Genomic DNA, 23,870 nt, shown 5'->3' on the forward strand with positions numbered 1-23,870 from the left:
AGAAGCGATGCGTTATTTTCAGCGAGTTCGTTTGGCGTCTCCACGGGCTCTTCCCGAAAAGACGGCTGGTTTGGGCACCTCCTTCAAGCGCTCCACCATTCGCGACGCCTGCAGGCAGGGCGCACCCTTCGACAGAATCGTCACCTGGTCGACAGTAGGTGGCCCCAGTTTGCCTCTCGGTCGGATGTTGGAGGGAGCGACAATGCCGGTCAGTGAAAAGTCGTCCGAACGCAAGCATCGGATTTCGGCGCCGGGCGAGAATACGCTGCTCGCAACGATCGCCATCTGCGTTGTCATTTTTCACATCCTCGCGGCCACGATGTTGACTTCGATCCGCCAGAGTGATGCCGGGGCACCGCCCGAGCCGCCCGGACTGTCGTCCGGGGACTAATCGCCAGGTCGCTATTCCAGCATTTGACAGACAAGAAGAAGGGTTAGCTCATGGGCGACATGGCGTCGTTTTGCCTGCTCAGTATCGCTGTGTTTTGCGGAGCTTTCGTCTCGGGCCTCGCGGGCTTTGCCTTTTCGGCGGTGGCCGGCGCGATTCTCCTTCACGTTCTCCCACCACGGGAGGCGGTCCCGCTGATGATGGCTTGCAGCATCACCGTGCAAGCGGCGGGTCTTTGGGCCTTGAGAAAAAGCATCCGCTGGAAACAGAGCTCGGGACTGGTCGTCGGTGGATTGCTTGGCGTTCCGATCGCCGTGTGGTTGCTGCAAGCTGCAGACGCGCGGATCTTCAGAGAGAGCTTTGGTATCGCCGTCGCCTGCTACGCGGCCTACACGTTATTCCGGCCGGTGCTTTCTCATCGCTTGCAGATGAATGCGGGACGTAATGCATTAATCGGCTTCGGCGGAGGCTTTGTCGGCGGGTTGACGGCAATGCCGGGTGCAATACCGACCATATGGTGTGACATCCACGGCGTGCCAAAAACCGAGCAGCGCGGAATGGTTCAACCCTTCATCGCCGCCATGCAGATATTGGCACTTGTGCTCATGCTGATCCGAGGAGATCTGTCGACAAAGGTCCTGGTTGACTTCGCCGTCACCATCCCGGCGCTCCTTGTAGGAACGGCGCTCGGGATTTTCGTCTTTCGCTGCGTCAATGACGCCCTGTTCCGGCGAATTATTCTCAGCATCTTGCTGGTTTCGGGACTGTTGCTGGTGTTGTAGTTACGCCCGTCGCGCCACCAGGCGAGGGTGACGAGGCCCGCAACGGTTCCAGGATCCTCGTCACCCGGCTCAGCTCAGCCCGCGCTTTTCGGGACCGGTGTGTTGAGCAGCTGCTGCTCCCACAGGAACGCGATGCCACTCCCGCCGGCATGCTGCAGGATCACCTCCGTCAGCTTGACGGCTTGGTCGGCCCTGGCCCAGTCGCGCTGCCATTCGGCCGCCACTGCCAACCAGGTCATCATGTTGGCGCCGGCCGTAATCATGCGCTGGATGGCGACCTCGTGGGCCTCGACCGAGACGGCACCGGACGCATCTGTGACCACAGTGACGTCCCAGCCTTCGCCGAGGGCCTGGATCGTCGGCATCGCGACGCATATCTCGGTCCACAGACCGGCGATGATCAGCTGCTTGCGGCCCGTGGCCTTGACCGCGTCCACCACCTTCTTGTCCTGCCAGGTGTTGATGAACGTCCGATCGATCACCTCCTGTCCGGGGAACACTTCGGTGATCTGAGGGAAGAGGAGGCCACCACGCTCGGCAATCACGCTCGTCAGGATCGTGGGGACACCGAAGGCCTTTGCTGCCTTCGCGAGAGCTGCCGTGTTGTTGATCACCATCTGCGGTTCATGGCTGTTCACGTTCGCAAGCTGGTAGGGCTGGTGGTCGATCAGAACGAGCACTGAGTCTTCGGGGCGAAGAAGCGAAGCAAGGCCGTTACGAAGTTTCATCATGACATCCCTTTGTTGCCGTTGAATGCGGCATCGGTTTTGGGGAGACGCTCGCCAGAGGCGGCGTCACCTGGAGGGTTTATTGCCGTTCCCGCGTTCGATGCGGTAGTACCGTTTCGTGGCAAGCTGTGTCGCGAAATGAGGTACGCCAAATTGGACATCGAAGAGCTGCGGACATTCGTAGAAGTTGCCGACGCTGGCGGAGTTTCGCCTGCTGCGCTTCGGCTCGGCGTTGCCAAGTCAATCGTCAGTCGACGGCTCTTGCGGCTTGAATCGGAACTTGGTGTCCAGCTCCTTGCACGAACCACCCGCGGCGCCGCTCTAACGGAAGCTGGCGCGACGTTCCGTGACTATGCTGCCAGAGTCTGCACCGAGATCGACGTGGCCAAAGAGACGATCCTGCCTGCCGGCGAGCTTCGTGGGCGCTTGCGAGTTGCTGTGCCGCTGTCCTTCGGCTCGAACTACTTCGCCCCCATGATGGCGGAAATGGCGCGACGACACCCCCAGCTCCAAATCCACACCTGCTACAGTGACCAATTCGTCGATCTCATCGCAGAAGGTTATGACTGCGCGATTCGAATTGGCCATCTTCAAGACTCAAATTTGATCGCCAAGCGCGTCGGACCTATCTACGGCAAGTTCGTCGCGAGGCCTGGCTACGTCAAAGAGCACGGGTCGCCTGAGACACCCGAGGAACTCATCGCCCATCAAGCTCTGATGCAGGGCACGGAAGCTTGGCAGCTCATGGCGACAAGATCATCACGGTTCGTCCACAGGGTCGCTTCAAGGCCGACAACGGCACAGCTCTGGTGGCCGCCGCAGCAGCAGGACTCGGGATTGCCTACCTCCCCGATTTCCTCACTGATGAATTGCTGGCATCGGGGAGGCTTGTTTCCGTCATGACCCGTCATCCACCGCCTCCGGCGGGTGCCTATGTCATCCGTCCGCCCGGCCAGCATCCCGCGCGGAAGATCCGGGTCCTCACGGAATTGCTGATCGAGCATTGCGATCGGGTCAAGTGATTGATCGGCGGGTGGGCCCGGCAGGGCTCGAACCTGCAACCAGACCGTTATGAGCTGCGGGGGTATCGGACGCGTTCGTTGATTTTCCTGCGTTTTCGTTCGGGTTCGATCGCGTTCGTTGCGATTGGTTCTCGCCGTTTCTGGTGCTGATCTGGTGCCGCGCTCTGGGGCCGAGGCGCTCTTGCCTGGGCCGCAGCTGCTGAACCGGGCGTGCTTCTGACCTGGTGAACGGGAACATCGACGTTCGTGATCTCGCCGGCAGCGCCTGCTCCGACCGCGCCACCGAAGCGGATGACTACAAAGTAATACCCACATAGCGCTGACGGTCTCTCTGGAAGCCAGCGGCAACACCTGTTGCGCGCTTCATCGAGGCCGACCCCGATCGGCGATCGGCCTTTGCTTCTCGTTCAAAATGCGCGAGTCATTTGAGATGGATCAAACCGATCGATCGCGGCGCAGCTCTTACTGACAACAACAAAGAAAACAGGCATTCGGGTGGTGTGCTGCTTCGAGGGGGCAGGCCATGGCGCAACAAGTACTTGGTGGGCTTGCCGATAACGCCAGCCTTGAGGGCCGCGACGGCAGCGAAGCAGAGTTGACCTTCGACCACTTGTTGAGAGTCTATTTCGCAAGGCTCCTGGTCGGAGAATTCCCGGCAATGAGCGACGTGAGCCGCTCGCTCGAGCTACCCTCGGCTCCACGAAACAGCCGTTCCCGCTCAAACTAGCAGCAGGCGGGGCGCGGTCGTCTGGCGCCTTCGGGCCATCGCGATGCGAGGATGTGCGTGATGGAGAAGCGCCGGCGCCAGCTTGATCTGGATCAACGACGCTTCCGCAACGTCGTGGCTCGCTGCACGTGACGTTCACCGGGCGTACGCTGGTTGCTATGGCGACTGAGCAGGGAGCCTGCCGGACAATCGCCTGGTGTCGTCGGCAATCGGAGGAGGCCCATCTCATGAGGAAGATGTGCTTGGCTGCCGTACTTTGCGCCCTCGAGGTGGCCTTGGCAACGGCCGCCTTTGCCAAGACGTCGCGCCCAAAAGTTATGACCGCCGCCGACGTTCGCCAAGCCGGACCTCTGGTGGATAGTTGCCGGGGCGGCTTTGTCGGCAGGCAAGACCTATTTGATCGCAACAACAGGAATAATCTGCGGTCCGATTGGCCTGGTCCTCCGGCTCAACCAGGCCAGTTCTGACGCAGCGCTTCTTTGTGGCATTTCAGAGCCGTTCCATTCGCAGCGCTTAAAGCGTGAAGGAGGTCGAGATGACAATAGCCGCATTATCTGCAGCGCTCCTCGGAAGCCAATTGCTTGTGATGCCCGTCTCCGATCGCGTTCCCGAACTAAAGGTGGAGGTAATGTGCAAAGCCACCGCGGCTGACGACAAGGCTATGGGGCTTGCCCTGCCTCAGAGCTTTGCCGACTGCATGCGCGATGAGACCACTGCGCAGGAGCAGCTCAGCACGGTTTGGGGGACTGCTCCCGTTGCCCTTCGTGATCGCTGCGAGGGTGAAGCCACAGCCGGCGGAAGCCAGAGCTATGTCGATCTTCTCACCTGTGTCCAGATGGCAGAGTGGGCGAAATCGCCATCAACTGCGACGCGGTTGAGGGGAGCAAGCAAGGATCGAAATTCACAGTGATCCGGCAGCTCTCCTTTCGGGAGCGTGGTGCGGCAGTTGCGGACCGCTGAGAGAACCGCAATGAGCAATGAGGGTGAGGCGTTTCTGGTGCGCTTGCCCAGCGGTCAGCGAAAGGAGGTCCGATAAGTGATTGATCGGCTGGTGGGCCCGGCAGGACTCCAACCTGCAACCAGACCGTTATGAGCGCAGCGAATATCCGGAATATCTGAGTATTTTCAACAAAGCTCGTGCATTCTTGCGCGCGTTCGTGCGCGTTTGTTCACGGGGTTCTGATGGTGGGCGTGCGGCTGCGGCCCCATTGATCTTGTCGGCTTTCGCGTGGAGACCGGAAGTCATGCGCCGTCGACAGAAACGACGCGATTGACCCAGTTGGGACCTATCGAAATCGACAAAGCACTTAACTTGGATGGACCTGAAGGGCTGAGACGTGCGCCACTGCGGCCTTAACTACGGAAGTCTTTTTGTCGCCGTAAAGGGATTGAACCCCCGTTCTGCGAGAGCAGCCCACGAAGCTGCGCCAAGATGTGGCAATCGGAAATAGAGTCGTGGCTTGGCCGGATCGGTATCCAACATGAACCCGGTCGGTAGCCCTCGGACGCTTGTGGCATAGAACCCGCCATCCGGCGACCTCTGGGATTCGATTACAGCGACCAACGATTTTGCCTCTCCAGTCCTGCCGAGCAATTTCAGCAAGAGAGCCATTTGGCCCGTCCCTTCGGTCCACACACCATCTCGGTCTTCACCGTAAGAAAAGCCCTTGTCGACACTCATTCGCTGTTCGGCGGTCGTAATTGCCGATGCAAATTTCTTGGCCGCTCCGGGGAGCGCCGTTAAGGGCCAGATTTGAGCATCAAGGGCCAAAATCGGATTGCGCGTGACGCCGTCTTCCGCGGTGCCTGCGGCGAAACAGGCGCATGCCGGATCCCACATCGTATCTACGAAGTGCTCAGCAGCCGTTGCCATGTCACGCCAGCGCGAATCGCCTGTGCGGGTTGCAAGAAGGCCAAACGCGGCGGCGAGGTCAGTGTTGTGTTCAGTCGATTTCCATGTCCGTACGTCGGGCATCGGTTCGTGCCCAAAAGTACCGCCCGTGAAACCGCCAGTACCGCGCGTGTCGGCCCATTGCGCGACCCAGGTGCCAAGCCGTGCCGCACCATCGCGGAATCGAGAGCTGGCGCTCACATCGTCAATCGACAGCAAAGCCAACATTGCCCATGCAACGTTGCCATTATCGCTGCCGACCTGATATCGATCTTCTAACCACTTGTTCTGAGTATTGTCCCACCAACCCGGAAGTTTGGCGGAGCCACTCGCCACCACACCCGCGGCGTAAGCGTTCCGGAGCCGTCCATCATGCCAGGTCCGGTCGTTATCGATGGCCCAAAGAATCGCCGCGCCGATCCGAGATGCTTTGTCTCGCTCGCCGCAACCGACTAATGCGATGGCGGCCACCGCATTGTCATAAAGGTATGCGGCGCCATGGAGAGGCCCCGATTCCACGGTCGGATAGCTGGGCAAGAACAACGGCCCTGGCGGTGCCTTATCGATTAGACCAGCGAGGTACCCGCATGCAGACGCTTCTGGTGTTGCCAAAGCCCTTAGTGGAGTGGCGGCCATAATGACTATGAAAGTCGTTACGATCCATACGAAGGTTTCTATTCGGGCCACTTGCTGTTCTCCGGGGTGGACGATGACACACCCATCGGCAATGTCTGGAAGTGGCCCATCTCGGACCTGCGAACGTCGCCAGCCAATGTCCGATTGTCGCGCAGAAGCAGACATCGTAGCACCTGTTGAATGACGTACGAGCACGCCGTCTCAGACGGCCAACTATATGATCGTCATTTTGCGCGAATTCGTCCGCGTTCGTTTTGAAAACGACTCGATCCTGCAAGTCGTTCGAGACGCTGCGGAATTCGCCCCGTTTTTTGTGTCGGCGGGCGCTCGGTCCGGCAGCTTCGGCTTAGTCGCGGATAGCCCTGGTTCAGGACGAAGTTGAAAGCCGTATTCGCACGATGTTGCCGGCGATCGCTCGATCGAATTCGCTCCGGCTCGCCAGGGTCAACCGAAGGCGCGTCAGGGCTACTCATCTGGCCCCGCTGACCGGCCAAAGACGGCCCCCTCCATCGAGGGGGCGTCTCCCCTGCTAATCCCTGTCAGCTTGGCGGATTGCGCGCCGTGACGATCCACGTCGCTCTGTCGATCATCACCGACCGCTCGCCGGGGCGGCCCGCGAAGGCGGCACGAACCGCGGCCGAGGCGCGAGCGCGGATGTCGTCGGGCTGATCAGCGAGCGCGCGCGACAGCGGGCCGACCTCGAGCGTCATCTTCACCGCGTCGTCGAGCGCCGCCTCCCGCGTCGCGCCCTCGCCAAACGGGATGGAAGCATCGAAGGGCGCGATAGCGATATCGGTGAAGCCGGCCGCCGTCAGGATGCGAGCCACCCGCCCCCGGTCGCCGAACGAGAATGGGCCGGGCGCTTCGGGATCGGGCGGCGCCGTCAGCGGGACGATGCCTTTGATCGCGTCCATCGGCAATCGCACCCAATCGTTCTCGACCATGCCGCGCCAGCAGACGAAAGCGACCCGCCCGCCCGGCTTGAGCGCACGGCGCATATGAGCGAACGCCGCCGTAGGATCGTCGAAGAACATCACCCCGAAACGCGAGAACAGGATGTCGAACGCGGCCTCGGGCAGCTCGGCGCTGCCAGCGTCGGCCACCCGGAACTGGACCGGCGTATCCTGTGGCGCAAGCGCGCGCGCTCGGCCGATCAGCGGTTCAAATATGTCCACGCCCAGCACTTGGCCCCCCGCGCCGACGCGGGCGGCCAGAGCCAGACTCGACGCGCCCGCGCCGCAGCCGATGTCCAGCACGCGTTCGCCAGTGGCGGGGGCGGCAGCTTCGATCGCGGCCTGGCCGAACACCGCCGCCATGGCATCGAGCCGGGCCTGGTTAGCGACCCAGCGCTCCCCGCTTTGGCCATTCCAGTCGGCGACCTGATAAGCTGATGTCGGCATCACACGAATGATCCGCGTTAGCTCACGATTGGTCCAGCCGCAGCTTCATCCAAACCGGCACGAGCTTGGATAGCGAGGCTTCGTTCTGCAGCCTGCGAGTCGAAGTATTCCTCAATCGAATAAACCTTGCCCCATCGCAACTTGAAGACGTGGACGCCCCTGTTCACATACGAGCTTTGGCCGTCAAGTAGCCTCGCGTTGGCCCGCCACTTGACGAACACTGTTGTATTCCATGGCCAACCCGTCACCTCGACCTGCTCAATATCTATGTGCAGCTTCGGGAAAACACGGCCCATGCGCTCGAACCACTGCTTCACCGATTGCTTTCCATGTCGCTCACCCCCCAACGCATGATCTCCGGCAACCCAGTGATACGCGTTTGGTGTTAGGCCTTTTGCAGCATCATCCCAATGCTGGTTGTTGACATGATCGAAGCTCCTGCGGATCTCTTTTTTGACAATTAGACTGTAGACCATTGATGCCCCCTGTTGTTGGATAGCCGACGGCTCTGCAAGACGGATGGATACTTTCCAGATACTGAAAGCTGCTCCGGGTAACGACGGCGATCTGTTGGGAAAGCTGACTGACGGGCGGCCACGCAGACGGCAGCGGCGCAATAGTCAGAGCCAGCGGCGAACCTCGGCCTTGTAGCGGCGGTAGTCGTCGCCGAACTTCGTTTCGAGATAGCGCTCCTCGCGGGCGATCACCTGCGTCTGGATCGCGATCAGCACCAACGGGAACAAGGCGAAGGCGATCGGCCCGTCGAAGCCGATCGCAAGGCCGGCATAGATAAGCGCCATGCCGAGATACATGGGATTGCGGGTCCACCGATAAGGGCCGGTCGTTGCGATGAGGGTCGTTGGCTGCGACGGCGGAACGTTGGTGCCCAGCCGCCGGAACAGCCCCGCCGCCGCAAGCATCATCGCCGCGCCGGCAACGAACAGCAGCGCGCCCGTCGCGACCAGCAACCGCCAGTCGATGCCGAAAGAGCGCAGGGTGACGAACCGCTCCGCCGCCAGCCCCAACAGCAGCGCTCCCAGATAGACGAAGGGCGGAGGGAAGCGCACACCCGCGCTGTCCGGTTCGACGGCCATGCTCATCTCCAATCTGTGCTCTCAAACCACCATCGACTGCTGGGCGAAGATACCCGCCATCGCGCCCTGCGATGATGCCTGGGTGACCGAGGGCAAGAAGGGAGTGGTGAGGTCGCCGGCGGCGTAGATGCCGGGCATGCTGGTTTGGCGGCGCTCGTCGACCTTTAGGGCGATGCCGGCGGGCGTAGCCACGGTGGCGAGACCCAGTAATTCATGCAGGCTTGCGGACGGCTTGTTGCGCGGATTGGCGAACAGGATGTCGACCGCGACCTTGCGGCCGGTATCGAGATTGACGGTGGCGATATGGCCCTTGTGATGGGCGATCTCGACGATCCGGCCATCGACGACAGGTACGTTGCGGCGCGCCAGATCGGCCTGGATATCGGGCGGAATGTCGTGACCATCGGCGAAGAGCGTCAACTTGTCGGTCCAATCGTGGAACAGCCTGACCTGATTGTGCGACTGCGGGCCGGACCAGACGAGGCCCCAATGCCGGCCGGCGACTTCAAAGCCGTCGCAATACGGGCAGGGCACGATGGACGTGCCCCAGCTTTCGGCGTAGCCCGGAACGTCAGGCATCTGGTCGACGACGCCATAGCTCAGGATCACACGACGCGCCCGAAGGCTTTCGCCATCGGAAGTGAGGACCTTGAAATCGTCGAGGGCGCCCGAGACGCCGTCGGCCCGGGCACTGACCAGCTTGATCGCGGGATAACGCGCCAACTGCTGTCGCGCCTCGGCCAGGATGTCCAGCGGCGGCTTGTGATCGTGGCCGAGCAGTCCATGCGAGTGGCCGGCGAAGCGGTTGCGCGGCAGGCCGGTATCGAGAACGGTGACCTTGCGGCGGGCACGGCCGAGCTGCAGGGCGCCGGCGAGACCGGCAAAGCTGCCGCCGATGATGATGACGTCATCCATGGTGATGGCTCCGTTGGAGGACAGGTTGCAACCTACCCATTGGCTTGCACATTTCCGATACCATATGGTATCGTAATGCTAGTATTGAGATACTGTCAAGTACTGGAATTGTCGTGACCGAAAACAGCCAGGGCCGGCGCGGCCGACCCGCCAACGAAGCGCTCGGCCAAACGATCGTCGACGCCGCGCGCGAACTCTTTTTGGAATTGGGTTTTCAGGCGACGACCTTGGACAAGGTCGCCCAGCGAGCGAAGATATCCAAGCTCAGCATCTACAGGCACTTCGAGAACAAGGAGGCGCTGTTCGGCGCGGCCATGGCGGCCGGCTGCCATCAGTTGTTTGCACCACAGGCCCTGCTTGAAGGCGTCGACGGTCCGGTCGAAGACCAGCTCATGGCGGTGGGATCATTACTCCTTCGCACGCTGTTGAGATCAGACGTCCGCAGTGTCGAAGCCATGGTCATGGCCGACAAGACGAGTCAAAACGCGTTAAGCAAGCTCCATTTCGAAGCCGGCCCCGCCCATGTCATCGCCCAAATCGAGGCCCTGCTGCGTCAGTTGCACGCGAAGGCGCTTCTGAACGTGCCCGATCCTCTCCGGTCCGCCCGCTTGTTTGCCGCGCTTTTCAAAGGATCCGATCTCCTGATGATCGCGCGCTTCGATCAGGCGAGAGCAGAGGACGACAACGAAATCGAATCCTATTGCCGGTCGGCCGTCGCCATGTTCATCGCCGCGCACGGCGGCAACGACCACGTGGGCGGATATTTGCCTGCCCCAAGGTCAAAAAACAAAATTTGAATCGTGCGTGACCGATGTTGTCAAAATAACCGAGACCGGTTTGAAAATCATGGAGGCTGAAGAGCTTTCGATTGGCGACAAGATCGCGGAAAAATACGCTTGTTGAACTATCGGTTGCGATACCAGTCCGCACGATGATTCCTGCGCGCCCACCCGCTCTTGTCAATTGGGAAGAAAAGGGGCGTCCGGTCAATCGGCGGGGCACCCATCTTCCTTGGAGATGCAGCGGACAGCCCTCGACGAGAAAAGACCCCCTCACTTTTTTCGGGTCGCAAATTCGGCGAAAAAAATCGAGGAAAAATTTGACAGGCGTTTCAGGGAGATCTGAGATCGAGTCGTTTTCAAAGTGTCCGCATAGTTTGATTGTCGGGACCAAACAGAAACGAGTCGGCTAAGTCATTGATTCTGTATACGGCACCAAAAATTCATGAGTCGATAAACCAAAGAATCTTGAGTCGATTTGACGCGATTCCAAAGAGTCGCGAGTCGATCTATAAAATATGCTGGATGTTGGGTGCCTGCCGTCGGCGGCCCCACTAGATATCGCCCCCTCGAGGGGCCGTGTCGATGAAGTGGGGAGTAGTCGAAACGACTCTCAACCCAGGTCAGTCGCCGTGCTCTCTACTGAGCGAGGTCCAGACTATCGCGACGGAGTGCTGCGTGCCCCATTCCTCGATCGCCGCTGAGGAGAATTTGAAGCCATGATCGATCCAGACTTCATCTGGGCATCCCGAATCCGCGCAGGCTTTCTCCAACATCGCCTGGATATCCCCGGGTGCTTCGAACGCCGCGGATGCTACAGCGAGCCGCGAATAGCGGTCGACCGCAATCGCCAAGAATGGTTCGCCATGCACGTCGAGGGTTGTGATCTCGATTTGCCAAATCCGGCCTCGGCGTTCACCATTGACGGGCTTACTGAGGGTCATCTTGATTGGCGTAGCACATGGCGGACAGATGCAGGCCCCTAAAGTCGTTGATTTCTTGCGCGCCTCGCTGCCCGGTTGAATTGACGGTTAATGCGCGGTCGATCCCGCTTTCACCTCCGCTTCACCGCCCAGAGTTGATTGGACTCCGGCCGGCACACCGTTGCGCAGCGTCGCGAAGAATAACCTTCGGCGCCTACACCGCGCTCCGGCCCGCGACCAACGAAGGAAGCCGTGACAGCCGGCCGACGCGCTGAATTTTCCGCCTTCGTCCTCGACTTTCTGGACTTCATCGAGGAGAAAATCCGGGAGGCGCTGCAGGACGAGTCCTCGGGGCCGGCTGCCATCGGCGAGGCGGCCGGGAGGGTGCCCGTGCTGCGCGACCGGCTCCGCGAGAACGACGTCGTTGCCACGCAGTTCGTTCTTGTGCTCGGCAACGTCATCGAGCAGCGATGGGCGGCGGAGTGGTGGGACGGCTTCGCGAAGATGGACCGGGCGGAATTCGAAGTCGCCGCCCCCGACCTGGTCGGGCCGCGCGGCCGGTTGGCGGTCCTTCGCAAGGTCGCGGCTGCGGACGGCTCCTAGGCGGCTTCTCACCCGGGCCACGACTCGGATAGCCTCGCTGCGCCCAGGATGCGGCGAGATGGTCACCGAACCCAAGCTCGCTGACATCGATCTTAAGCCAGCAGTTTATCTGGCTCGCGAGACCATTCCTGTTCGCGTCGCGTCCAGTGCCGTGCCACCAGCGGTTACTAAGGCCGTGGAGGACCTTGTTAGGACGCCCTGCATGTCATCACGCGCAGCAGCTGATGCTGTGACGGCGTTGAAAGGGGGGCACGAGACCCCGGCCATGGAAGCCATTGTCGCGCACATGCGCAAGGACTCCGATTGTCGTCCGACTCGGTCCGGGCATGCCGAAGGGCGTGCTGCACGACATGGACAACATCGTGCGGGACTATCTAATCCCACATTTCGTGCCCACGTTTGGCACGGTCAGCGACTTCCGGTGGCTGTATCCCGCGAGCGCAAACCGCTTGGGGCTGGATCGGATGCCGCCCAAGGGGGACCCGGGCCGGGGTGACCCGCTATGAGGCATGGCGCCTGCCTGCAGCGAAGAAGGGCGAGAAAGGTTTCGTGAGCGCCGCGATCGTGCTCGACGATATCGTCTCCGGAAGTCTGTTCCAGCAGATCGATCGGGAAATCGGCGAATGGGCTGAAAAACTGGATTGATCGCCTGGGCGCTCTGCAAACGGAGCGTCGTCACGTCGCGGGCCTGCCAGTGATGTCCGGACGAGATGGGGCGACACGCGTCGCGCGAAGGAATCGAGAATGTGCACCTCGCATCAATATTTTGTCTAACTGACATTGCGCCGGAATCATGTTGTTCGCTTCGCTTCGGAAGGGGTTGGGGATTCGGATGATGTTTCGGAACTTGATGATCTCGTCGAGCGCTGCGATGGCACTGCTCGCGAGCGCAAATATTGCGGACGCAGGCTATGTCCAGTCGTGGCTAGACTCCAAAGGCGGCTGCCAGCCGGGGCCGCTGCAATTGATGGGCGACTACGTGCGGCCCGGCGACCGGGCGTTCCTCGGCAGGCCGGCCCAAGATTGGACCGACGAGGATGTGGAGGAGTATCGAACCGTCTACGCGGCCTGCGTCCGACGATTCGCTTCCTTCGCGACCGGGATGGTGAACCCGACACCGGAAAAGATCGAGGCCCGCGTCGCGGAGGAGGTCGGACGCCTGAAGCGCAATTTCATCGAGCCGGCTCGGGCGCAGGCGAGCGCCGAGAGCGCGAAGACCGAAGCGCGGCGCAAGCTGGCCGAGGAACGGGCGCTGCGCGAACAGGAGCAGGTCGCCAGACAGGCCGAGCGTGACGGTGAGGCGGCGGCGGAGTTCCGCCGGCTGGAGGAAGACCGCGCACGTCGCGACCGCGAGCGGCTTCAGGAACAGGCGAAACGCGACCGTGCCGCCGCCGAGGAGGCGCTTCGGCGCGCGGAGGCCGAAGAACCGAAGATCGCGGAGGTGGCGAAGGAGGCCGACGCGGCACGGCGAGAGCGCGAGGCGGCGGAGCAGCGGCTTGCCGAGATCAGGAGCCGGCTCCGCGCCGAGGAGGAAAAGCGCCGCAAGGCCTTTGCCGAAGCGCAAGCCGCGGAAGGCGCTCGGGCGCCGAGGGGCGCGCGCGAAGCCGAGGGCGGAAAACTGGGGATCATCGCCGGCGACTTCCACCTCCGGTTCAACGAGATGTCCGCTTCCATGAATTTCGATCTGCGCGCCTTGAGCTTGGGCTGCAGTTCCCAAGTGAAGACCGCGTGCAGATTCAAGGTGAACGAGCGAGTCTTCGTGACGACCGCTTCGGAGAATGACGACCCGCTCGCGACCGAAATCACCGTCCTGCACGATCCCGACGGCACCGTCTCGGTCGCCACGGTGCAGGCCGTGACAACGTTCATGATCGTCGCGCGACTGTTGAATCCCTCAGGCGATCGGCAGAGGCAAAGCGAAATGGTGATCTCGTTGCTCAATGGCTTGAAGGATAAGTCAGAAAGCCATGCCAATCTGAACGGAATCCACTATCTGCTGATGAAAAATGCGGCAGGGCTGTTCTTCATAGCCGAACCGGCGGCGACATAGGTCGGCGACGTGCCGGACGATCTCAGCGAACGATCTGCGTGAGGTCGTTCGCCCGTTCCGCCGGAGGCTGCCCAACTGACGCTCCGAAGGGCAGGCTTGCCCCCGTCGGCGGCTCAGTCAGCCGGCGGTTTGTGCCGTGGTCGGGACCGGCTTTCCGGAGGATCCGGGGTTGATGTTGGGCTACCCGGTCAGCATGGCATCGGTGCCACTTTGGACAGCGGACTGGTCGATGCGGCTGCATCGGTGGAAAAGCTCAAGAAGGACGTCCGTTTTGCCGTCCAAGGGTCGAAACGGTGGCTTCGTTATCGTGACGCCGGCGCGTGCGCCGCGCCGAGTTAGGCCGGACGCTGAGGTAGCGCGCATGCGAAACGGCGTGACGCCTTCGGCTATTCGAGGAGATCGAGGAATGAATCCTCTCCCTTCGCGGCCAGAACGTTCACGATGCGCTCGACCCGACTGCGCGTCTGCTCGAAGCCGCTCTTTTTGCCGGCGCTCAGTATCTTTCGCAGTTCGGCGGGCTGCACCATGAACGCGTACCGATTATAAGACTCACTTGTGGCGAGGGCTTCGATCACCTCGACGACGCGGTCGATCTTGTCGTCGCCAAGCTTCGCGAGGCCGCCTATGACGGTGTAGAGGTCGTTTGGCGCGTAGCCTCCGGCCAAGGCGTCGAGCAACTGTTCCATTAGCCAATCGCTATCGACGCCCCACAGAAACCAAGGGCCTATGGAGCCGACCTTGCGGGCGAAGCGGCTTCGGTCGTTGCTTGCCTTGGCCGCCGAAAGCCGATGTACCCAATACGCCCGGGCACGATCGCGAAAGCTGGAAGGCGCGGAGCTGGTATTCGCTCCGATCGTCAGACCGACCAGGCGCATGACATCCTGCCGGGCGGAGGCGGGCGCTCGTTCTAGGAAGGTGTTCAGCAGTTCTTGTGGCAGCGAACCTCTTATGTGCAGCGTGATCACGTAGTCGGCTAGCCATTAGAACGGATGTTTGGTTGCTGCGCATCGCGATCGATATGTGCCGTAGATCGCGAGCGTAGCACTGGAGTGTCGAGGCCGATTTGCCGCCTGTGCGAAGGCTTGCGAGCCATTCGTTGCTCTCTGGCAGAAACGGAAGCTCCACTTTCGAAAAGCCACACGCATTTGTATCCAGAGGAAGGCTTCGCAAGACTGTCGGTCCTAATTTTCTCTAACGCTGTTCGACTTGGTGATCGGCAGGTTTTCAACGATCGGATTGCGACCGTCCACGAAGGCATCTAGGCGTCGATCGTATCGACGACATTCGATAGTGCCGATCTTGTCCGCAGCGAGGACCCGAACGAGGTGGACGTTTTCCGACCCAGCGTGTGTGGGCAGCGGTGTGCCTTGAGCATGCTCGGAGCACAGGGGTAGAAGACGTCCGACGCTGCTCGCGAAGAGGCGACCTTCAGCTCCGCAGGTTGCGCAGGTAACGGCGGAACGCGCCTCTGCCCGGGCGATGACATCTTCAATGGAGCGCTCGATCCGCTTGGGAAGGATGGATTCAGTCTTCCAATAGATCCGCAAACGGCCGCACTTCTCCGAAAGTTCACGGAACTGTACCGGGTGGTCGTTTGCAACTTCAGAAACTCGCTCGACCACGGTAGCTACTAGCTCCTGCCACCCGTCGGGGCAAATCGGGTATGCCGGTGAAAAGGGAAGACCGCCGCAGATGCGGATGAAGAGGTGCGGATGCAGATCTATCAGGCGCTCTTGCCAAGTATTATCCATCGCGCGCTGGCCTTTCCGAACCTTTTAGCCATTCCAAGCGAGTAGGGGGCCGCCAGGGATTGGGGACCAAGCGGAGAGCAGAACTGGGGCCAAATTTCACCGACAGGTCGGTCACGAGCATGCCCTGGCAAATCAAGGCGGAGATTTCCGGCCTGGGATCTCGCACCCCGATCATGTCGCCCAAGGATCGCGCGGTCAGACCCGGATGGGCCGTCAAAGCGCGAGTGATGGCCTTTTCGAGTGGCGTCGGCACGGGATGGTCTCGGTGACTCCAGATGAGCTTGCAATTACTTGCGCGTGGCTCCGCATCAATGTCGGCCCGATCGACTTCGACGAGCCGTATTCTATGATGCTGAAGCGTGAGTTGCACGAGGCCTTCGTGGTCGAGATCCCAATAACGGCGTTCGCTTAAAACGTCGAAGGCGACGCGACCGCTCGCTTCGGTGTTGACGCACAACATGTCTATCGGAACTTCGCGTTTGAGAAAGGGGAGCCCCCGGATGAAGTTGACGGCCGGGATTGCCGGGTCGAGCAACAGTTGGACGGCAAACTGGGAGAGCTTTTCGGATGTGCTTGTAAAATTCTCAAGCAGGTTTCGAATTTGGATTCGAGCAGAGCGGCGTCGGCGGAGTTCGCTCGGGAGCAGCGTCCGCAGAGCCCTGTTACCTCGGGCGTGATCGCGCCCAGTAGCCATTTGGTCGCTCCTTCCGACATACGTCCTCGCGTGTTGCCCAACTTAAGCACGGGTGAAATCGACGAGTCAAGATAGCTAGCTATCTAGCTATCTAAGATGATTCCATTCCCGGTCACTATGAGGGCGAGGTTGTGGATGCCTCCTAGAAGCAAAGAATTCTGACTTTCCCCTTGCCGGCCAAGATGTTACGAACGATTCGAATGGCCAGCTATCTGCAGCCGTCCGGGAGATCGGAGTGCGAAAGCCCAAGGAAAAGGTGTCCAGCGCTCGTAGGAGGGCGGACGGCCGGCGTCAGCTGCTTGTTTATCTGCAGCCCGACATCATCAGAGAGCTTAAGCGGGCCGCGATCACCGATGAACGACCTGCCTACGAATTGGTTGAGGAAGCGATCAGGGATTGGCTTTCGAAAGATAGGCGGAAGAAATAGGCGATCACTCCTTATCACAGCTACTCGTTTGGCGCCGCAAGATGCTGGGTGCTAAGTCGGCCACACGTCGGTGCAGATATCACTGTAGCTTCCACCTCAACCGCATGGCCATCGCGATGGCTTGGATCACGAACAACAGCGGTTGCTCGGCGATGGCGCCTTCCGGCGGGGGATCGATCGTGAATTTCGTGAACTGGCCGTCCGCCCAGACATAGGCCTTCCCATCACGCGCAATCGAAATCGTGGCCATGTGAATGGACCCAATGGTGTTTCGTTCGTGAGCCGTCAGTTGGATCGAATATGGGTACTTCTTTTTGCTCATTGTCATCGCCCCCGCTCGCTGAGGGGGCGCCGGAGTGTCAGCGACCCGCGGCATCGGTCATGCGCTTTCGGAAGCCGGGTTCCTGCAGTTACCAATTCCCTCATGCATCGAAGCCTTCGACTAGCGCGTGTTCTCACCGCGGTTTCGGCAATTGCCAGAGCTCATACCTTGCTGGTGAACGCCGACTCTCGCGGTCTCCGCGCAAAGCGAAGCAGCGTTCGACCGCGCGATACAGGCAGGGCCCGCAGATGTTGATCTTGAGCCAGCCCAGCTCGGCGTCGAACACTGCGCTGAGCCAATGCCCCGAACACCGAAAGGCCAGACCACCGACCGGCAGATGGCTTCCGACGGACCCGTCCTCGAGCGCTCCCCCGCAGGTAAGCCATGGTCAATTCCTTACTGCGCGCACGTCGCGCTCGTGTAGGATCGCTTCCACGATGCGGCGGAGCCGACGCATCGATCCGCCGTGCCAGTGCTGAGCGATCGCGGCGCACTCGAAACCGTCCAGTGGCGGAATCCAGCTCTGGTCGAGACCACGCTCTCTCGCGAGGTCGGCAACAACGGCCGGCAAGAGTGCATGGAGATCGCAAGCAGCCGGCTTCTGAAACCTCACCACGCGGAATCTGTCACGGATCGGCGAGGGGAGCGGATCCAGGCTGTTGGCGGTGGCGACGTAGGAGACCTGCGACAGATCGAGCGTCGTCTGCAGTGCGGGATCGGGGTAGCGGGCATTGGTCTCAGGTTCGAGAAAGCTAAGTAGGCAATCCCACAACCGTCCATAGTCTGACCGCGTGCCGGCCTTCTCAATCTCGTCAATCAGCACAAGCGGATTTGCGATTCTGCCCTGCGCCATCGCCAGAAATGTATGACACGGTTCGGCAGAGTACCAGCGCCGATCGGTCCCGCCGAACACCGCGCCGTCGGCGCGCGAAGCGTCCTCTCGCCAGACGCTGACGCCCAGGGTCTCGCCCAGGCGCCGCGCAAACCGGCTCTTGCCTCCGCCAGGATCGCCGACCAGCAATAGTGGTCGCAAGCGGATCGTCACACGGCCCGAGAGTTCGGAAAGAGCGAAGTCGATCGCATTTACTGCGTAGGGAAATTCGAACACAAGAGCGTTGCGGACCTCGTTTAAGGGCGGCACCTCGACCAGCGGCAATGGCGTGTTGATGACGCTCTTTAGCGGACCCAAAATATCCTTGAGCTTGGGATTCTTCATCTCTTCGCTGGAGAGACGCGCGACTATGAGATGATTGTCAGGAATGCTCTCCGGCGCAGCGGAGGCTGGCTCCTTGGGCACGGCCTGCTTTTCCTCGGCCTCCAGCTTTCTCCGGCGCTCTTCATCCTCCTTCGCCTCTCGCCAGACTGCCGCCTTGATCGCAGTGATGCGCTGCTCCGCGATACGGCTCCCCAGGGATGCTGCGTTCAATGCCGCAGAAGCTCCTTTCGGCAACAAGTCGGTGCAGGCCGGCAGCGCTGCCCAGCCGAAGGTAAAGCGCTCGAGATCGCAGCAAAGCTGTTGCTCCGCGTGTCGGGAGGTCACAAGAAAGGCGTGAACCAGCGCCTTGCCGACCCTGCGGTATTCATCAAAATGGACGGCGTCGCGCGGTGTCGGCAAGCACACCAGCCGGACGCAATCCGCAAGGCTCCTGAGATTCGGTTCGTTCTGAAGGGCGGCGCGCCGGTCGAGTTCGGCGGCAAGTGCCAAGCCGGCATCGCTCTCCTGGACAGCGGCCCAGACCGCGTTCTCGGGTAATTGCGGGCAAAGCTCGTTGATCTCGGCGATCAGCCGCTCTTCGATGTGACGGGCGTGATCGATGATCAGCATGGCATATCGCAGGACCCGTGGCAGGCCTTTGCGCCGTTCATTGTCTTCGCCCGAATCGGCAGCCGCGCCTGTTGAGACGGCATCTTCGGCCACGCCCGGTATATCGGACTCGTCATCTTCAGTCGCGCTCATGCGCCATTCCTTCCAATCCTTGTTGCGAATAGCCGACGGCGCGACCGCGTACCGAGCTGGACACTCGTCTCAACCGCAGTGGTGCCTAAGTTGGCAGCGGTCATGGGATCTCACTTTGGGCGGAGTAGCTGACAATGGTGGTCGGTCCCAACGGCTGGGAAAGGAGATCAAGCTCGACAAGATTGGCGCAGGCGAGCGCCATCACGGCCGGTGCTGGATCAACCTCACTCAGGATACTCTTAAGAAGCTCCCCCAGTGGCATTGGTCCCTCATCACGAAGCGCCAACAGGATGCGCAGGCGCAAGCCGACCGGGACGGGGGTGTTTCGATGGGACCAGACCAGCCGACCGTTGGTGAATCGCGGCTCCCGCCGCACCTCTTCGGCGGTCAATACCATCGACTTGAGCCCGAGGTCAGCCACTGCGATTTGCGCAAGCTGTTGCTCTTCAGAGGTGCGGATGCGTCTCGCTGGAACGACGTCGAGCAGGAAGCGACCATCGTCGCGTTGAAGGGCGATGGCGTCCGCAGATGGAACGTGAACGATTGAGCGCACGTGCGGATCGAGCGACGCTTGAATTAGCGCGTCGCGCAGCGCAGGATGTCGCGCCGGGATCGGGGAGGTTGCCTTAGCGGAAATGAACTGATCCAGGCGAACCGGAGCTACTTTTCTGTTGAACATGAATGGGTACTCCAAACCGGAGGGAAGAGACGAGGCGCGTCGCGTCGACCGGTTTGCGCGATCGTCGATGTTGGTCATGGCTGGCCTCCCTTAGATTTCGATGACGAAGTTCGGATCGAAGCGGGGGTTGTCCCAGGTGCGCTGCCGCGGAAGCCAAGGCCCGTAACCCTTTGCGTTTGACACCACGCGGGTCGCGCCGATCACGGTGTCCTCGGACTCATGGGTGTGTCCGTAGATCCAGAGATCCGCCGGCCGCAGCTGAGGTCTGCCGTTTGCGCCCGGCTCCGGCCACATCAGTGAGCCCAGGGCGCTGCGATATGCTGCGGTCAGGACCTCTTCATCGGACAGCCGCGCACCTGGATCGTACTGGCCCAGGCGGCGCGCTCGGCTCGGGATCGGTGCATGATGCGTGACGACCACTAGGGGCCCACCGCGCGGCTTGCGCATTTCGGCTTCAAGGAAGGCGCGAGCTTGGAGGTGCCGAGCCAGGGCGTGTCCCGGCCGGAAGCGATCATGATAGCGGTTGATCCTGATCTTGCGGAAGTCGTTCATCCGTTGGGCCGCGATCATCATTGCGCGATGCTGATCACCGAACAGATCGAAGTCCGTCCATAGCGTCGCACCGGCGAAGGTGACATTGCCGATTCGGAAGGAGTCGTGCTGCAGCACGTGGATGTTCGTGCCGGCTGCTGCTGCCTTGGCCTTCTCGACCGTGCGATCGATGTCGCAACCATAAGCCTCATGGTTGCCGACGACGTAGATGACAGGTCGATCCGGCACGCGTTCGCGCAGCCATTTCACCCCGCGCTCAGCGCGCGGAATGAGGTCGCCGGCGACCACCAGCACGTCGAACCGAGGGCGCGCGTCGCCGGATGGCAGGTCCCAGCCGCGGGTTAGCTCGACATGCAGATCTGACAGGATCCACAACAACACCGTTCAATCCTCATCGGTTGGATGATCGTCCAGCGGCTTGGCCTGGCTCAGCGCCTGCACGATCCGGTCGATGAGCTCTTCGGGCATCTCGTCTATACCGAGTGCGAACTGCACGTCGGGCGAGCCGCAGCGCGGGCATTCGTGCCGCGTCGGATCGTAGGTGAACTCGCCTTCCTGGCCGCAGGCGCGGCACCGAAATCTGGCCATCTCTATTCCTCCGCCGGCGTCCACCAGAAGGCGTCCTGACGGACTGCCCGCTCGCGTGCGGCATCGATCCATACGATCGCTCCGGTGACGCATACGGTTCCGTCGCTCTTCCCGACCAGGCTCGTCGATGGTCCCGTGACCATCTCGATGCCCTTCAAGATCGCGGCCGGGCTGTACCTCGTAGCCATCCGGATAGCGGATTAGGTCGATGCCGGAGCCGCCCGCGCAATCGCACCAATCTCGACGCCGGAACGATACGCCATATTGAGAACAAATCAGGAACATCTGGCGTTGTCAATAGCAAGATAGCTGGCTATCTACATGCATTCCGATTTCGCGAGCACTCCGAACTTCCACGACGCGGAGACCGGTGTGGAGCGCAGAGTGTGGACCGGCGTGGCTTTTGATCGCTGGCCGGCGCCCAACGTTGGCTCTGGCTCACTCTTGATGCATTCTCGCGTTTTGATTGCGGAGTATCAGCGCCATGCAGCAAGTACTCCACCGCTCCCGTCTGGTGCGGCGTGGATTTGTGTAGATCTTCCTTCCCGCCCGTCGCGACTATCTGCAGCGCGCCGTCCGGAAGCGGCCGCTGCAGCGCCTTGGCTTCTGCCCACGGGCCGCGCACCCAAGCGTCATATTCCTCCCGGGTAGTCAGATCACCGCCATCGCCTTCGGATGGACGCGGCCGACCTCCGCATTCGCCTCCGCGGTGAGGAAGCCGAAGACATCTTTCGTGATCTCGCCTTCCTTCGGCGCGTGATGCGCTGCTCGTCTTCAGCGCGGTCCCTCTGGCCTTGACGCGGCATCGTTACGCTGTGGCACGCGCGGCATGCGGTTCTCAATCTCGGCCGTCGTCGGATTCATTGCGCTCTCTGGGGTTGCGGTGCAGAACGGGTTGTGATGCTGAGCCAGATCAGCAAGCTGATCGGCGATGGCCTGGTCTCACAGGGGGCGATCAAGGAAGGTGCGATGACCCGCTTCCGGCCGGCGATCACGACCGCACTTGCTGCTTCGGTTGGTCTTTGTGCCGATGACGCTGGCTAATCGGACGGGGGCAAAGTCCAACGGCCGCTTGCCGTCGTTATCGGTGGACTGCTCACGGCGACGCTGATGACGCTGCTCGTCCTGCCGGCGCTATATCCTATTTAGCGCCGCATCGCGCGCAGCAGGAAAGTGAGTGATCCTTCGTTCCGAAACGTGCGGCGGAATAATTCGCTCGTTGGCGGCCCCCATGGCGCTCACGATTTCGTGAGCTTGTAACCGAATTGCGATTCTTCTCGAACTGAGAAATGTGCCCTCGCTAAAAGATGAGCAAGTCAAACGCCTGCGACGTTTCGGCCGACGGGAACTAGTAAGACGGACGGCAAGCGTTGCATGAGGGGCAGGGTTAAGCTGAATGAGGGGCCTGCTATCCCCCCAAGTCCATTTTCGCACCGGAAATGAAGGAGCACTAATGTCTGTCTTCCGTCACTCGTTCCGAGGTCCGCGCGCACCGCTAGGTGCACTGATGTTGTTGCTTGGGGTAGGCCTCGTGCCGCTAACCACGGGCAAATCAGTTGCGCAAGGAATGAAGGACATGCGCGGCATGGAAAATTCCAAGCCTGCGGCTTCGGCGACCGCCAAAGCGACAGGAACGGTCACGGCGCTCAATGCGGCCGATCGCAAAGTAACTCTCGATCATGGAGCAATTCCCGCCATCAAGTGGCCACCTATGAAGATGGAGTTCGCAGTCGCGCCCAATGTTGATCTCTCCAAGGTAACAACCGGCGAGAAGGTCGATTTCACCCTAAGCGGCTCGGGCAGTTCGTACACGGTTCAATCGATTACTCCTGCAAAGTGATGCGACCAGCGGAGGAGGGTTCGGATGTCTAAAGCGGTGCTGCGCCTAACGCGACGAGGCGTATTGGGTGGTCTGGCGGCGGGGCTGTTGGCATCTTCCGAGTATCCGGTTCAAGCCAACAATCACGGGATTCTAGTTCACAAGGACCCCAATTGTACTTGCTGCACGGGCTGGGTGCGCCACCTCAGAGATGCAGGATTCGTGGTGACCGCGGTTGAAGCCACTGATCTTCAGTCCGTTAAGATCCGATTGGATGTGCCGGCGGATCTGGCGGCGTGCCATACCGCTGAAGCCGATGGGTATGTCCTGGAAGGGCATGTCCCCGCGGTCGCAGTTCGTCGCCTCCTGACCGAGAGACCGGCCGCCACAGGATTGGCGGTCCCGGGAATGCCCGTTGGGTCGCCCGGAATGGAGGGCGGCGCTCCGAAGCCATACGATGTTGTTCTTTTCGGCCCGGATGGCCGGCAAACCTTTATGCGGTTTCTCGGCGTGAACCCGATGGCGTAGCCTTGATTATGAACTGAGTTTTGCCTGCTTTCTCGCGATCACGTCAGCGTGAGAATGTAACCCCGAAGCGAGCGGGATCGAACTGCCTTATAGGCGCGTCGTTTCAATGGCTGCGGCTACGTGTAGCCATCAATCGAGCGCTAACCCAACGAAGGCAATCCGGCTTTCCGTCAATATGGTACTATGAGAGACTGGCTTCCATGAATCGCACGGTGATCATGCGACAGCTTTTGGCATTCGTTATAGCGGTGGGAGTTGCCCTATCGCCGTTGACGATGCCCTTTTCATCAGTATCGATTGCCGCGCAAGATGAGGCTACGGTTGCGATGACCTCGGCTGAACTGGCCGACGACATGCCATGCTGCCCGAAAAAGGCCCCGTCGCCGTTCGATTGCCAGAAGTGTTTGCTTGCGACTTGCATGATGAAGTATTCGCAGCCGACACTTGCCAACGGATGCGCGGAAGTACCGCAATTGGCTTCCGTGATCCCGCTCGGCAATGACGCATTGCCGGCTGAGCTTGACCAGGCACCGCCAGACCACCCCCCTCGAGCCAACATCTGAGGCGCGTGAGCGCCTGATCGCTGGTACGCGTGCCCAGGTGGCGCGCGCCGTC

General features: G+C 60.9%; 27 protein-coding genes and 3 pseudogenes. 13 read left to right on the forward strand and 17 right to left on the reverse strand.

Annotation, left to right across the window (positions count from 1 at the left end):
- The first annotated feature begins 202 nt into the window (after positions 1–202).
- Both E4K65_RS27815 and E4K65_RS27820 read left to right on the forward strand, forming a co-directional pair.
- Positions 203–391, forward strand: coding sequence for a hypothetical protein (locus E4K65_RS27815; RefSeq protein WP_135176833.1), 189 nt, complete (start codon positions 203–205; stop codon positions 389–391).
- 50 nt (positions 392–441) lie between these two features.
- Complete coding sequence (locus E4K65_RS27820) at positions 442–1,170, forward strand: sulfite exporter TauE/SafE family protein (protein WP_027549466.1); 729 nt, start codon at positions 442–444, stop codon at positions 1,168–1,170.
- Positions 1,171–1,244: 74 nt separating this feature from the next.
- Here E4K65_RS27820 and E4K65_RS27825 read toward each other — a convergent pair whose 3' ends face one another.
- On the reverse strand, positions 1,245–1,898 hold the full coding sequence (locus E4K65_RS27825) for a hydrolase (protein WP_027549465.1): 654 nt from the start codon (positions 1,896–1,898) through the stop codon (positions 1,245–1,247).
- A gap of 153 nt (positions 1,899–2,051) precedes the next feature.
- On the opposite strand from E4K65_RS27825, the pseudogene E4K65_RS27830 reads away from it, so the two are divergent.
- The 3 genes and pseudogenes from E4K65_RS27830 to E4K65_RS27840 all read left to right on the forward strand — a co-directional run bounded on the left by E4K65_RS27830 (position 2,052) and on the right by E4K65_RS27840 (position 4,557).
- Positions 2,052–2,920, forward strand: a pseudogene (locus E4K65_RS27830) (LysR family transcriptional regulator).
- A 523-nt stretch (positions 2,921–3,443) separates the two neighbouring features.
- Positions 3,444–3,647 (forward strand): hypothetical protein, encoded by a 204-nt coding sequence (locus E4K65_RS27835; RefSeq protein ID WP_135176834.1) that lies wholly within the window; start codon positions 3,444–3,446, stop codon positions 3,645–3,647.
- A 535-nt stretch (positions 3,648–4,182) separates the two neighbouring features.
- The gene (locus tag E4K65_RS27840; RefSeq protein WP_167771215.1) at positions 4,183–4,557 is read left to right on the forward strand and encodes a hypothetical protein; all 375 of its coding nucleotides are present in this window, start codon (positions 4,183–4,185) and stop codon (positions 4,555–4,557) included.
- A gap of 447 nt (positions 4,558–5,004) precedes the next feature.
- On the opposite strand, the gene E4K65_RS27845 is transcribed toward E4K65_RS27840, so the two are convergent.
- From E4K65_RS27845 to E4K65_RS27865, 5 genes are all read right to left on the reverse strand, one after another.
- Positions 5,005–6,075 carry a hypothetical protein gene (locus E4K65_RS27845; protein ID WP_235885743.1) on the reverse strand — a complete coding sequence of 357 codons (1,071 nt, stop codon included), beginning with the start codon at positions 6,073–6,075 and terminating at the stop codon, positions 5,005–5,007.
- 638 nt (positions 6,076–6,713) lie between these two features.
- Entirely contained in the window at positions 6,714–7,574 is an 861-nt protein-coding gene (locus E4K65_RS27850; protein ID WP_135176835.1) for a class I SAM-dependent methyltransferase, read from the reverse strand.
- 17 nt (positions 7,575–7,591) lie between these two features.
- On the reverse strand, positions 7,592–8,050 hold the full coding sequence (locus E4K65_RS27855; protein ID WP_135176836.1) for a nuclear transport factor 2 family protein: 459 nt from the start codon (positions 8,048–8,050) through the stop codon (positions 7,592–7,594).
- 144 nt (positions 8,051–8,194) lie between these two features.
- Positions 8,195–8,668: a methyltransferase family protein gene (locus tag E4K65_RS27860; protein WP_135176837.1), complete on the reverse strand. Its 474-nt coding sequence runs from the start codon at positions 8,666–8,668 to the stop codon at positions 8,195–8,197.
- Positions 8,669–8,689: 21 nt separating this feature from the next.
- Entirely contained in the window at positions 8,690–9,583 is an 894-nt protein-coding gene (locus E4K65_RS27865; protein ID WP_135176838.1) for an NAD(P)/FAD-dependent oxidoreductase, read from the reverse strand.
- Positions 9,584–9,696: 113 nt separating this feature from the next.
- Between E4K65_RS27865 and E4K65_RS27870 the strand changes: the two genes are divergently transcribed.
- A complete protein-coding gene (locus E4K65_RS27870) occupies positions 9,697–10,380 on the forward strand; it encodes a TetR/AcrR family transcriptional regulator (RefSeq protein ID WP_135176839.1) in 684 nt (227 codons plus the stop codon).
- Positions 10,381–10,985: 605 nt separating this feature from the next.
- Here E4K65_RS27870 and E4K65_RS27875 read toward each other — a convergent pair.
- Positions 10,986–11,306 (reverse strand): integrase catalytic domain-containing protein, encoded by a 321-nt coding sequence (locus E4K65_RS27875; RefSeq protein ID WP_135176840.1) that lies wholly within the window; start codon positions 11,304–11,306, stop codon positions 10,986–10,988.
- A 231-nt stretch (positions 11,307–11,537) separates the two neighbouring features.
- Here E4K65_RS27875 and E4K65_RS27880 point away from each other — a divergent pair, with 231 nt between their 5' ends.
- The 3 genes from E4K65_RS27880 to E4K65_RS27885 all read left to right on the forward strand — a co-directional run bounded on the left by E4K65_RS27880 (position 11,538) and on the right by E4K65_RS27885 (position 13,938).
- A complete protein-coding gene (locus E4K65_RS27880; RefSeq protein WP_135176841.1) occupies positions 11,538–11,888 on the forward strand; it encodes a hypothetical protein in 351 nt (116 codons plus the stop codon).
- A gap of 492 nt (positions 11,889–12,380) precedes the next feature.
- On the forward strand, positions 12,381–12,533 hold the full coding sequence (locus E4K65_RS47600) for a hypothetical protein (protein WP_167771216.1): 153 nt from the start codon (positions 12,381–12,383) through the stop codon (positions 12,531–12,533).
- 226 nt (positions 12,534–12,759) lie between these two features.
- Positions 12,760–13,938, forward strand: coding sequence for a cell envelope integrity TolA family protein (locus tag E4K65_RS27885; RefSeq protein ID WP_135176842.1), 1,179 nt, complete (start codon positions 12,760–12,762; stop codon positions 13,936–13,938).
- A 386-nt stretch (positions 13,939–14,324) separates the two neighbouring features.
- Here E4K65_RS27885 and E4K65_RS27890 read toward each other — a convergent pair whose 3' ends face one another.
- The 10 genes and pseudogenes from E4K65_RS27890 to E4K65_RS48845 all read right to left on the reverse strand — a co-directional run.
- Positions 14,325–14,903 carry a hypothetical protein gene (locus tag E4K65_RS27890; protein WP_135176843.1) on the reverse strand — a complete coding sequence of 193 codons (579 nt, stop codon included), beginning with the start codon at positions 14,901–14,903 and terminating at the stop codon, positions 14,325–14,327.
- Positions 14,904–15,119: 216 nt separating this feature from the next.
- The gene (locus tag E4K65_RS27895; RefSeq protein WP_135176844.1) at positions 15,120–15,689 is read right to left on the reverse strand and encodes a hypothetical protein; all 570 of its coding nucleotides are present in this window, start codon (positions 15,687–15,689) and stop codon (positions 15,120–15,122) included.
- A complete protein-coding gene (locus E4K65_RS27900; RefSeq protein ID WP_135176845.1) occupies positions 15,682–16,383 on the reverse strand; it encodes a hypothetical protein in 702 nt (233 codons plus the stop codon). The genes E4K65_RS27895 and E4K65_RS27900 overlap by 8 nt, the downstream gene beginning before the upstream one ends.
- Before the next feature lie 506 nt (positions 16,384–16,889).
- Positions 16,890–17,132 (reverse strand): hypothetical protein, encoded by a 243-nt coding sequence (locus tag E4K65_RS27910; RefSeq protein ID WP_135176847.1) that lies wholly within the window; start codon positions 17,130–17,132, stop codon positions 16,890–16,892.
- A 388-nt stretch (positions 17,133–17,520) separates the two neighbouring features.
- Complete coding sequence (locus tag E4K65_RS27915; RefSeq protein ID WP_167771217.1) at positions 17,521–19,089, reverse strand: AAA family ATPase; 1,569 nt, start codon at positions 19,087–19,089, stop codon at positions 17,521–17,523.
- Positions 19,090–19,189: 100 nt separating this feature from the next.
- Positions 19,190–19,846, reverse strand: coding sequence for a hypothetical protein (locus E4K65_RS27920; RefSeq protein WP_235885744.1), 657 nt, complete (start codon positions 19,844–19,846; stop codon positions 19,190–19,192).
- A gap of 12 nt (positions 19,847–19,858) precedes the next feature.
- Positions 19,859–20,701 (reverse strand): metallophosphoesterase, encoded by an 843-nt coding sequence (locus tag E4K65_RS27925; RefSeq protein WP_135176848.1) that lies wholly within the window; start codon positions 20,699–20,701, stop codon positions 19,859–19,861.
- A 3-nt stretch (positions 20,702–20,704) separates the two neighbouring features.
- On the reverse strand, positions 20,705–20,908 hold the full coding sequence (locus tag E4K65_RS27930) for a hypothetical protein (protein WP_135176849.1): 204 nt from the start codon (positions 20,906–20,908) through the stop codon (positions 20,705–20,707).
- A gap of 2 nt (positions 20,909–20,910) precedes the next feature.
- Positions 20,911–21,096 carry a hypothetical protein gene (locus tag E4K65_RS27935; RefSeq protein ID WP_135176850.1) on the reverse strand — a complete coding sequence of 62 codons (186 nt, stop codon included), beginning with the start codon at positions 21,094–21,096 and terminating at the stop codon, positions 20,911–20,913.
- 347 nt (positions 21,097–21,443) lie between these two features.
- Positions 21,444–21,658: pseudogene (locus E4K65_RS48845) on the reverse strand (SOS response-associated peptidase); the annotation flags it as partial.
- Between E4K65_RS48845 and E4K65_RS48850 the strand changes: the two are divergent.
- From E4K65_RS48850 to E4K65_RS27955, 4 genes and pseudogenes are all read left to right on the forward strand, one after another.
- A pseudogene (locus tag E4K65_RS48850) lies at positions 21,652–22,048 on the forward strand (efflux RND transporter permease subunit); the annotation flags it as partial. The pseudogenes E4K65_RS48845 and E4K65_RS48850 sit on opposite strands and share 7 nt — an antisense overlap.
- A 367-nt stretch (positions 22,049–22,415) precedes the next feature.
- A complete protein-coding gene (locus E4K65_RS27945) occupies positions 22,416–22,748 on the forward strand; it encodes a copper-binding protein (RefSeq protein ID WP_235885745.1) in 333 nt (110 codons plus the stop codon).
- A 24-nt stretch (positions 22,749–22,772) separates the two neighbouring features.
- The gene (locus E4K65_RS27950; RefSeq protein WP_135176852.1) at positions 22,773–23,255 is read left to right on the forward strand and encodes a DUF411 domain-containing protein; all 483 of its coding nucleotides are present in this window, start codon (positions 22,773–22,775) and stop codon (positions 23,253–23,255) included.
- A gap of 200 nt (positions 23,256–23,455) precedes the next feature.
- The gene (locus tag E4K65_RS27955; protein ID WP_135176853.1) at positions 23,456–23,818 is read left to right on the forward strand and encodes a hypothetical protein; all 363 of its coding nucleotides are present in this window, start codon (positions 23,456–23,458) and stop codon (positions 23,816–23,818) included.
- Positions 23,819–23,870: the final 52 nt, after the last annotated feature.

The organism is Bradyrhizobium niftali, assembly GCF_004571025.1.
Classification (GTDB): Bacteria; Pseudomonadota; Alphaproteobacteria; order Rhizobiales; family Xanthobacteraceae; genus Bradyrhizobium; species Bradyrhizobium niftali.

Excerpts from the sequence above, each read along its gene's own strand:
- E4K65_RS27875 (WP_135176840.1), bottom strand. The coding sequence starts at position 11,306 with ATGACCCTCAGTAAGCCCGTCAATGGTGAACGCCGAGGCCGGATTTGG.
- E4K65_RS27945 (WP_235885745.1), top strand. The coding sequence starts at position 22,416 with ATGTTGTTGCTTGGGGTAGGCCTCGTGCCGCTAACCACGGGCAAATCA.
- E4K65_RS27855 (WP_135176836.1), bottom strand. The coding sequence starts at position 8,050 with ATGGTCTACAGTCTAATTGTCAAAAAAGAGATCCGCAGGAGCTTCGAT.
- E4K65_RS27865 (WP_135176838.1), bottom strand. The coding sequence starts at position 9,583 with ATGGATGACGTCATCATCATCGGCGGCAGCTTTGCCGGTCTCGCCGGC.
- E4K65_RS27815 (WP_135176833.1), top strand. The coding sequence starts at position 203 with ATGCCGGTCAGTGAAAAGTCGTCCGAACGCAAGCATCGGATTTCGGCG.
- E4K65_RS27955 (WP_135176853.1), top strand. The coding sequence starts at position 23,456 with ATGAATCGCACGGTGATCATGCGACAGCTTTTGGCATTCGTTATAGCG.
- E4K65_RS27825 (WP_027549465.1), bottom strand. The coding sequence starts at position 1,898 with ATGAAACTTCGTAACGGCCTTGCTTCGCTTCTTCGCCCCGAAGACTCA.
- E4K65_RS27885 (WP_135176842.1), top strand. The coding sequence starts at position 12,760 with ATGGCACTGCTCGCGAGCGCAAATATTGCGGACGCAGGCTATGTCCAG.
- E4K65_RS27930 (WP_135176849.1), bottom strand. The coding sequence starts at position 20,908 with ATGGCCAGATTTCGGTGCCGCGCCTGCGGCCAGGAAGGCGAGTTCACC.
- E4K65_RS27850 (WP_135176835.1), bottom strand. The coding sequence starts at position 7,574 with ATGCCGACATCAGCTTATCAGGTCGCCGACTGGAATGGCCAAAGCGGG.
- E4K65_RS27950 (WP_135176852.1), top strand. The coding sequence starts at position 22,773 with ATGTCTAAAGCGGTGCTGCGCCTAACGCGACGAGGCGTATTGGGTGGT.
- E4K65_RS27860 (WP_135176837.1), bottom strand. The coding sequence starts at position 8,668 with ATGGCCGTCGAACCGGACAGCGCGGGTGTGCGCTTCCCTCCGCCCTTC.
- E4K65_RS27895 (WP_135176844.1), bottom strand. The coding sequence starts at position 15,689 with ATGGATAATACTTGGCAAGAGCGCCTGATAGATCTGCATCCGCACCTC.
- E4K65_RS27900 (WP_135176845.1), bottom strand. The coding sequence starts at position 16,383 with ATGGCTACTGGGCGCGATCACGCCCGAGGTAACAGGGCTCTGCGGACG.
- E4K65_RS27835 (WP_135176834.1), top strand. The coding sequence starts at position 3,444 with ATGGCGCAACAAGTACTTGGTGGGCTTGCCGATAACGCCAGCCTTGAG.
- E4K65_RS27910 (WP_135176847.1), bottom strand. The coding sequence starts at position 17,132 with ATGAGCAAAAAGAAGTACCCATATTCGATCCAACTGACGGCTCACGAA.
- E4K65_RS27935 (WP_135176850.1), bottom strand. The coding sequence starts at position 21,096 with ATGGCTACGAGGTACAGCCCGGCCGCGATCTTGAAGGGCATCGAGATG.
- E4K65_RS27920 (WP_235885744.1), bottom strand. The coding sequence starts at position 19,846 with ATGACCAACATCGACGATCGCGCAAACCGGTCGACGCGACGCGCCTCG.
- E4K65_RS27840 (WP_167771215.1), top strand. The coding sequence starts at position 4,183 with ATGACAATAGCCGCATTATCTGCAGCGCTCCTCGGAAGCCAATTGCTT.
- E4K65_RS27915 (WP_167771217.1), bottom strand. The coding sequence starts at position 19,089 with ATGAGCGCGACTGAAGATGACGAGTCCGATATACCGGGCGTGGCCGAA.
- E4K65_RS27820 (WP_027549466.1), top strand. The coding sequence starts at position 442 with ATGGGCGACATGGCGTCGTTTTGCCTGCTCAGTATCGCTGTGTTTTGC.